The 6333-nt window shown below is 60.3% G+C and carries 5 protein-coding genes; 2 read left to right on the top strand and 3 right to left on the bottom strand.

Going from position 1 to position 6333, the window contains the following annotated elements:
• Nucleotides 1-149 precede the first annotated feature (149 nt).
• The gene (locus JV241A_RS14420) at nt 150-1079 is read left to right on the top strand and encodes an IS110 family transposase (protein WP_134061177.1); all 930 of its coding nucleotides are present in this window, start codon (nt 150-152) and stop codon (nt 1077-1079) included.
• Between the two features lie 84 nt (nt 1080-1163).
• Here the strand turns inward: JV241A_RS14420 and JV241A_RS14415 are convergent, their stop codons facing one another.
• The 3 genes from JV241A_RS14415 to JV241A_RS14405 form a co-directional block, all read right to left on the bottom strand.
• Nucleotides 1164-1931, bottom strand: a complete 768-nt coding sequence (locus tag JV241A_RS14415; RefSeq protein WP_240047869.1) for an aldo/keto reductase — start codon at nt 1929-1931, stop codon at nt 1164-1166.
• Nucleotides 1932-2011: 80 nt separating this feature from the next.
• Nucleotides 2012-2587: a hypothetical protein gene (locus JV241A_RS14410; RefSeq protein ID WP_134063194.1), complete on the bottom strand. Its 576-nt coding sequence runs from the start codon at nt 2585-2587 to the stop codon at nt 2012-2014.
• Nucleotides 2511-5084 (bottom strand): AAA family ATPase, encoded by a 2574-nt coding sequence (locus JV241A_RS14405; RefSeq protein WP_134063192.1) that lies wholly within the window; start codon nt 5082-5084, stop codon nt 2511-2513. Before JV241A_RS14405 ends, JV241A_RS14410 begins: the two co-directional genes overlap by 77 nt.
• A 34-nt stretch (nt 5085-5118) precedes the next feature.
• Here JV241A_RS14405 and JV241A_RS14400 point away from each other — a divergent pair, with 34 nt between their 5' ends.
• The gene (locus tag JV241A_RS14400; RefSeq protein WP_233674255.1) at nt 5119-6324 is read left to right on the top strand and encodes a DUF2235 domain-containing protein; all 1206 of its coding nucleotides are present in this window, start codon (nt 5119-5121) and stop codon (nt 6322-6324) included.
• Nucleotides 6325-6333: the final 9 nt, after the last annotated feature.

The following is a 6333-nucleotide window of genomic DNA, read 5'->3' as shown; positions in this document are numbered from 1 at the left end:
CCGGTAGTGCTTAAAGCACGTGTGGGAGCAAAGCTGCCATTCACCTCTCCACTCTGGCCCGAGCCCGAACAGTTGATTGAGCGCCTCTCGAATCACAAGCGTGGGCCAAGCCAGAGCGCTCTCACAACTGAGTGTAAGAGGGTTCAGCCATGTTGTCTTCTGTTGGAATCGACACTGCCAAAGCCACTTTGGAAATCTGCATCAAGCCTCAGAAAATCCGCTTCGAAGTGGCCAACAACTCCGCAGGCTTCGAGGTGTTGCTTGAGCGTCTGAAGGACTTCAATATCAGTCGAGTGCTGATCGAAGCGACAGGCGGCTACGAGAAAGATGTGTTGATCGCCCTGGCCTCAGCAGGACTGGAAACCATCTGCATCAACCCAGCCCGTGCCCGAAAATTCGCCGATGCCATGGGTAAAAAAGCCAAAACCGACAAGATCGACGCCGAAGTCCTTGCGGACTTCGCTGCACACCTCAGCGCCCCTCAAGGCCAACCGGTCAGCCCTGAACGCGAAGAGCTGCGAGAGCTGGTGAAGCAGCGCGCCCAATTTGTGCAGAGCCGTGATGACGACAAGCGGCGTCGCCAGCAATGTCGCTCGGCAACAGTGATGGCCCACTTCGATGAGCATATAGAGCAGCTGAAAGTGCTGATCAAACGCCTCGACGAAGAAATTGATCAGGCGATGGTGCAACTGGACGATACCAGGGCGTGTCAGTTATTGGCAGTGACCGGAATCGGTCGAGTAACCGCCGCAAATCTGCTCGCCTCACTGCCTGAACTGGGGCAGTTGGACCGCCGTCAGATCGCCGCTCTGGTGGGCGTAGCGCCTTACAACAACGATAGTGGTAGCCATCGAGGGCACCGCCAGATATGGGGTGGTCGGGCCCATGTAAGGCGAGTGCTGTACATGTCGAGCTGGATCATCATCCGTCACAACACAGAATTTAAAGCACGCTACGAAGCACTTCGGGCACGTGGCAAGTGCGCCAAGGTGGCACTCGTAGCTTGCATGCGGGTGCTGATTGTCAGGCTGAATGCAATGCTGCGGGACAATACCCCTTGGCGAGAGCAAACAGCCTGATCAAGACAGTTGCTCCCACAGGGGATCGGTGTGCGCCGCCCTTGTGGGAGCTGGCTTGCCAGCGATGAGGCCCTCAGAAACGCCTTAAACCATCGACAGATGCTGCTTGCGCGTCGGCGGCGCAAAGGCCCGGTCAATCGCCCGCAAGTCTTCACTGCTGAGCACCAGGTTGGCCGCCGCCGCATTCAGGCGCACATGCTCAAGGTCTACCGCCTTGGGAATGGCGATCACGTCGTCCTGGCGAATCACCCAGGCCAGGCTCACCTGCGCCGGCGTCGCGCCATGGCGCTCGGCAATCTCGGCCAGGGTCGGGTGCTTGAGCAAGCGCCCGGCCTGGGCCAGCGGGCAGTAGGCCATGGTCGGCAGCTGGCGCTTGTGGCTCCAGGGCAGCAAATCGTATTCGATGCCGCGCTGGGACGGGTTGTACAGCACCTGGTTGACGGCGCAATCGCGGCTCACCTGATACAGCTCGCGCAGGTCGTCGACATCGAAGTTGGATACACCCCAACGGCCGATCTTGCCCTCGGCACGCAAGCGCTCGAAGGCTTCGACGGTTTCGGCCAGCGGGTACTGGCCGCGCCAGTGCAGCAGGTACAGGTCGATATGCTCGGTGCCAAGGCGTTGCAAGCTACGTTCGCAAGCTGCCGGAATGCCTTTGAGGCTGGCGTTGTGCGGGTACACCTTGCTGACCAGAAACACCTGGTCGCGACGCCCGGCAATGGCCTTGCCGACAACCTTTTCCGCGCCACCTTCGGCGTACATCTCGGCGGTATCGATCAGGCTCAGGCCCAGTTCGATGCCGTGCTGCAAGGCGGCGACTTCGGCGTGCTGCCGGCCCGGGTCTTCGCCCATGTACCAGGTGCCCTGGCCAATCCTGGAAAGCCTGGAGGATGGCGTTTGCAATCGTGCGTGGAGGTCCTTTCTATCAGTCATCAGCAATTGAGTCCGTAGTTCTTGAAAATGGTGCGGGCAACGGCCAGAAAAGGTTCATTTGGCGCCAGGTGGCTTCTGGCATCTTCGAGCAATAGCCGGGCGTGCTCCTTGAGATCTTGCTTGAGCGCCGGATTGTCAGCCTGGCGCATCATCTCAATGGCTTTGAGCGCTCGTTCCAGTGCCGCCTTGACGCGTTTTTCCTTGAGCTGCCGTTGTTCGACGAGGTCGCGACGCAGTAATCCGTACACTTCGATGGAGACCTGCCCCTTCGGGCTGGGCACCAGGTTGGCATCTATCTGGATTGTCCTGGGGCGGACCAGGCCCTTGGCAAGAAACTCCAGGTGCTGCTCGGGGTCATCCACGCAAGGATTGAGCAGCAGCTCTACTTCATTTTTTTGCGCGGCGTGGTCGCGCCAGCGCAACATCTCATTGACCACAGGGAACAGATTGGCTTTGCCAGACATGCCCGTGCTGTCATCGGCGAAGGTCTTGCCGCGTTTACGGTTGCAATCGATGCACGACGGTAGCAGGTTGTCCCAGTCGGCGGCGAGCCAGTAGTAGCCGGGTTTGCTCATCTTGCCATTGATCACCACTGCGCCTTTGGGGCGAAAGTGCTCGATGTCTTCCGGTCCACCGGCGGCGTAATTGAATTCGCAGTAAGCACATTTCTTGTGGAACAGTACGCGCAGGGCTTCGACGATTTCCGGGTCTTTGTAGACGCTGAACTCGAAGGGTGGCGGCGGGGTTCCAGGCGTGGCATTGACGATATGCGCGATCGCGCGCAGGGTCTCGTCCTGGCCGGCTGACTGCGCCCCATCGAGCACGCTCGGAGCGGCGCCGCGTTGTACCCTGATCATGATTCAGGCCTTTCCCGTCGTGCGCCACAGGCTGGGCGGGCTCAAGCTGGATTTCCGCCCACAGGCTCTTGAGTTCGATGAGCGCGTCATGCTCATCCTCCGCCGGCAGCTCGCGGGCGCTAGCCATGCGCTCGGCCAGGAACCTGTCGGCCGCTTCATAAACCATGTTCTCCCGTGGCGTCAGGCCCATCTTGTTGTGGCCGCGCAACTGCTCGCTGATGGCCTGCAGGCGATCCTGCTGGCCAGGGCTGCGTTGCTCCATGGCCAGCAGGCGGTAGTACTCCTCGAACAGGCGGTCGATCTCCACGTCCTCGGTCGAATGCAGGCCGAAGTACTCTGAAGCCAGCAGTTGATCGACGCGCATGAAGCGCGGGGAGGGCAGTTCAGTGTTCTTTGTGGTCATGGCCGTGACCGGGCCGTCGAGCGTGCGGGTCAGTACGGCGATTTCACTGCTGTCCAGTCCCCTGAGGGTGAGGGGCTCATGGCTGGTGGCAATGAACTGGACCCGCGGAAACACCTCGCGCAGGCGCTGCACAATGCGCATTCGCCAGCGCGGATGCAAATGGGCGTCGACTTCGTCGATCAGCACAATGCCTTCAGCCGAGGACATATCCTGCCAGCCCAGGCGCATGATGCTCATGATGTCCATGGCCAACGCCAGCACGGCCTGGTAGCCACTGCTGACAGCGGTCAGGGTATCTTGCCCGGAGGGGCTCTTGACGATGATCTGATGGTTGCGGCGAACCAGTTCGACACCGTCGGCGCTGGGCAGCAACGACGCCAGTGAGCGGGCGAAGCGATTGAATTCTGCCGAACTGGCGGTGTTGAGCCAGGGTACTCCGTTGTCGAGGAAACGTGTCGGGTCGAACAGGTTTTCCACTTTGCTTCGGGCAGCAGCAGACGGGTCGGTTGGCTGTGGTTTACCCATCAAACGCGTCGCGCCATAAGCCAGTACCATGACTTTGGGCTCCGCTGGCTTGATGCTGATTTTATTGCCACGCCGGGTCAGGGTCATGACGATAGGTTCCGACATGCCGGACAACTCGACCCTGACTTCGCCGCGGGCCGCGCCTTTTTGCAGCAGGTCGGTGGCCTGTACGCCCAACCGTTCGACACCGCTCTGGCCAATCAGCGCGCACGCCAGTGCCTGGAGCAAGGTGCTCTTGCCCGTGCCGTTCTCACCGAGCAGCATGTACCAGGAGCCGACCTTGCCATCGCTGAACGAGGGCTCGAGTTGCAGGTGGTCAACCGCGCGGACATGCCTGAACTCCACGCGCTCGATGTACTGGGACATCCGATACAGTTGTTCTGGCGGCTGCGATTGCTCGATCGAGAATGACTCCAGCTCCTTGGTTCTTTGTGTCAGGTTTCTGGAGGCATCGCGCAGCGTCTTGCTGTTACTCGCGCTGCTTGAGGCACCCAGCGCGGTGTTGAAGCTGAGGAAGTCAGCCATGCGCTTATGGCTGCTGGGGAACTGCGCGACCACTTTCTCCGCCCAGGCCCGGACAAACTGGCGGCGCATGGCGCAGAACGGGCTCTGCGGCCTGACCATTTGAGCCAGGTACTCCAGGCTCTTTTTGTCGGGGCGTCTGTTCTTCATCAGCGCTTGCAGATGTTCGAGGTTGCGCAGGTCATCCGACCTGGCCTTGATCAGGTTGCTGCGGTTAAGCCCCAGCACATCGATGGTGGCCTGACCGCGTTCGGTTTCGCTGGTGATCTTGCCATCGCTGAGGAACAGGAACACCCCATCAAGGTCATCTTCAGCGGGATCGAGCAGCAGGTTCTGTTCCTGGCGCAGGGCTTCACCGATTGCACCGACTCTGGCCCGTGGCCCTTGCACCGGGAAGCGCGGCCCTTTGAGTGCGTTGCATTCAGCGCAACTGGGCAGGTAGTTGCTCCACTCGAACGCCAACCACCAATAGTGGTCATCGGACACGCCGCCACTGAAGTCAGTGCTGCCGTAGCGCGGCCTGAACAGCTCGATTTCCGGGCGGCTGACCAACTGCTCGCAATACGCGCACTTGTTGACCTGGCGCTCGCTCCAGAGCAGACGAATATCCGGGTGCAGGCGTGCGGCGATGCGTTGGAAGCCAAAGCGCGCCTGAGCCCTTTTCGCCGCAGGCTGTTGGTAGAACGCCTCGGCATCACTGCGTAGCCTGGTAAACGCCGCTGAAGAAAACACCTCTGGCATTGGCCCGCGTTCGATCCTGATCATCGGGTTAGGCTCCAGTGAGGAGGGTATTACTGCTGTGCACAATCACCTGACTATAGCTGCTGGAACGGCGGTGATGGCGATGAAGCATCATTGGCCTATAGTCGAGGCGTCAGCACAGGAGATTTTGCACATGGCGCGGCAACTCGTGATATGCCTGGATGGGACTAACAACCGCTTCAGCCAGCAACCGACGCACATTCTGCGCCTTGTGCGGGCGCTCGATCCTGACCCGCAGCAAGTCCTGTCTTACTATGACCAGGGCGTCGGTACGTTCGGCCTCAAGGAAACCCTGTTCGAATGGCAGAAGCTTGCGGCGCGGATCTTTGGCCTGGCCTTCGGCTGGGGGCTCAAACGCAATGTCGAGGGTGCGTACCGTTTTCTCGCCGAGCAATACCAGCCGGGCGACCAGGTGTTCGTGTTCGGCTTCTCGCGAGGTGCTTACGCGGCCAGGGCGCTTGCCGCACTGGTGCATGGGTTGGGGCTGGTAGCGGCCCATCAGACCCATCTTTTCGATTATGCCTGGTCCATGCTCCTGGCCCGTGACAAGGACAAGAACAACGAGCCTGATTTTGCCTTGCAGCGCCAGTTCAAGGAAACGTTCGGCCGCGACCTCGACATCACCTTTCTTGGCCTGTTCGACACGGTGAAATCCCTGGGCTGGATTTATGACCCGGTCAGTATTCCCTATACCGCCAGTAACCCGAGTGTGCTGAAGGTGCGCCATGCCGTGTCGCTCGATGAGCGGCGTTGTTTCTTTCGCCAGCACTTGTGGCGGGCCAAGCCGACGGACTCGACCGATGTCAAAGAGGTGTTTTTTCGTGGCGTGCACTGTGATGTCGGTGGTGGCTATGCGGTTGCCGAATCACCGCTGGCCCTGGTGGCCTTGCGCTGGATGTTTGCCCAGGCCGGTGCGGCAGGTTTGGCACTGGACGCCCAGGCTTGTCAGGCACAATTGAACCCGTTGGCCGGCGTGGCACCGGATCCTCTGGCAAATTCCCATGACTCGATGAACCATGCCTGGCGGGTCGCCGAATGGGTGCCGCGGCTGGTATGGAGCAAAGGCAGGCGCAAGCTGGTCATTGGCGCCATGCCGCCGTTTCGCCAGCCTTACCCTAGAGTATTGCCAAATGCCCTGCTGGTGCATGAATCGGTTGATGCGCGAATCAAGGCCGGCGGTTACGCGTCGGCAAGCATTATCAACGGTGTCACCCAGGTGACGTATGTCGCCGATCTGCCTTGAGTGAGCGTG

Origin of the sequence: Pseudomonas sp. JV241A, from assembly GCF_900275665.1 — a bacterium.
In the GTDB taxonomy this organism is placed as follows: Bacteria; Pseudomonadota; Gammaproteobacteria; order Pseudomonadales; family Pseudomonadaceae; genus Aquipseudomonas; species Aquipseudomonas wadenswilerensis.
The sequence above is the reverse complement of the archived record's forward strand: the minus strand, read 5'-3'. Positions and strand labels throughout refer to the sequence as shown.

Coding starts and splice junctions, on each gene's coding strand:
- JV241A_RS14410 (WP_134063194.1), bottom strand. CDS start 2,587: ATGAGCAAACCCGGCTACTACTGGCTCGCCGCCGACTGGGACAACCTG.
- JV241A_RS14415 (WP_240047869.1), bottom strand. CDS start 1,931: ATGGGCGAAGACCCGGGCCGGCAGCACGCCGAAGTCGCCGCCTTGCAG.
- JV241A_RS14405 (WP_134063192.1), bottom strand. CDS start 5,084: ATGATCAGGATCGAACGCGGGCCAATGCCAGAGGTGTTTTCTTCAGCG.
- JV241A_RS14420 (WP_134061177.1), top strand. CDS start 150: ATGTTGTCTTCTGTTGGAATCGACACTGCCAAAGCCACTTTGGAAATC.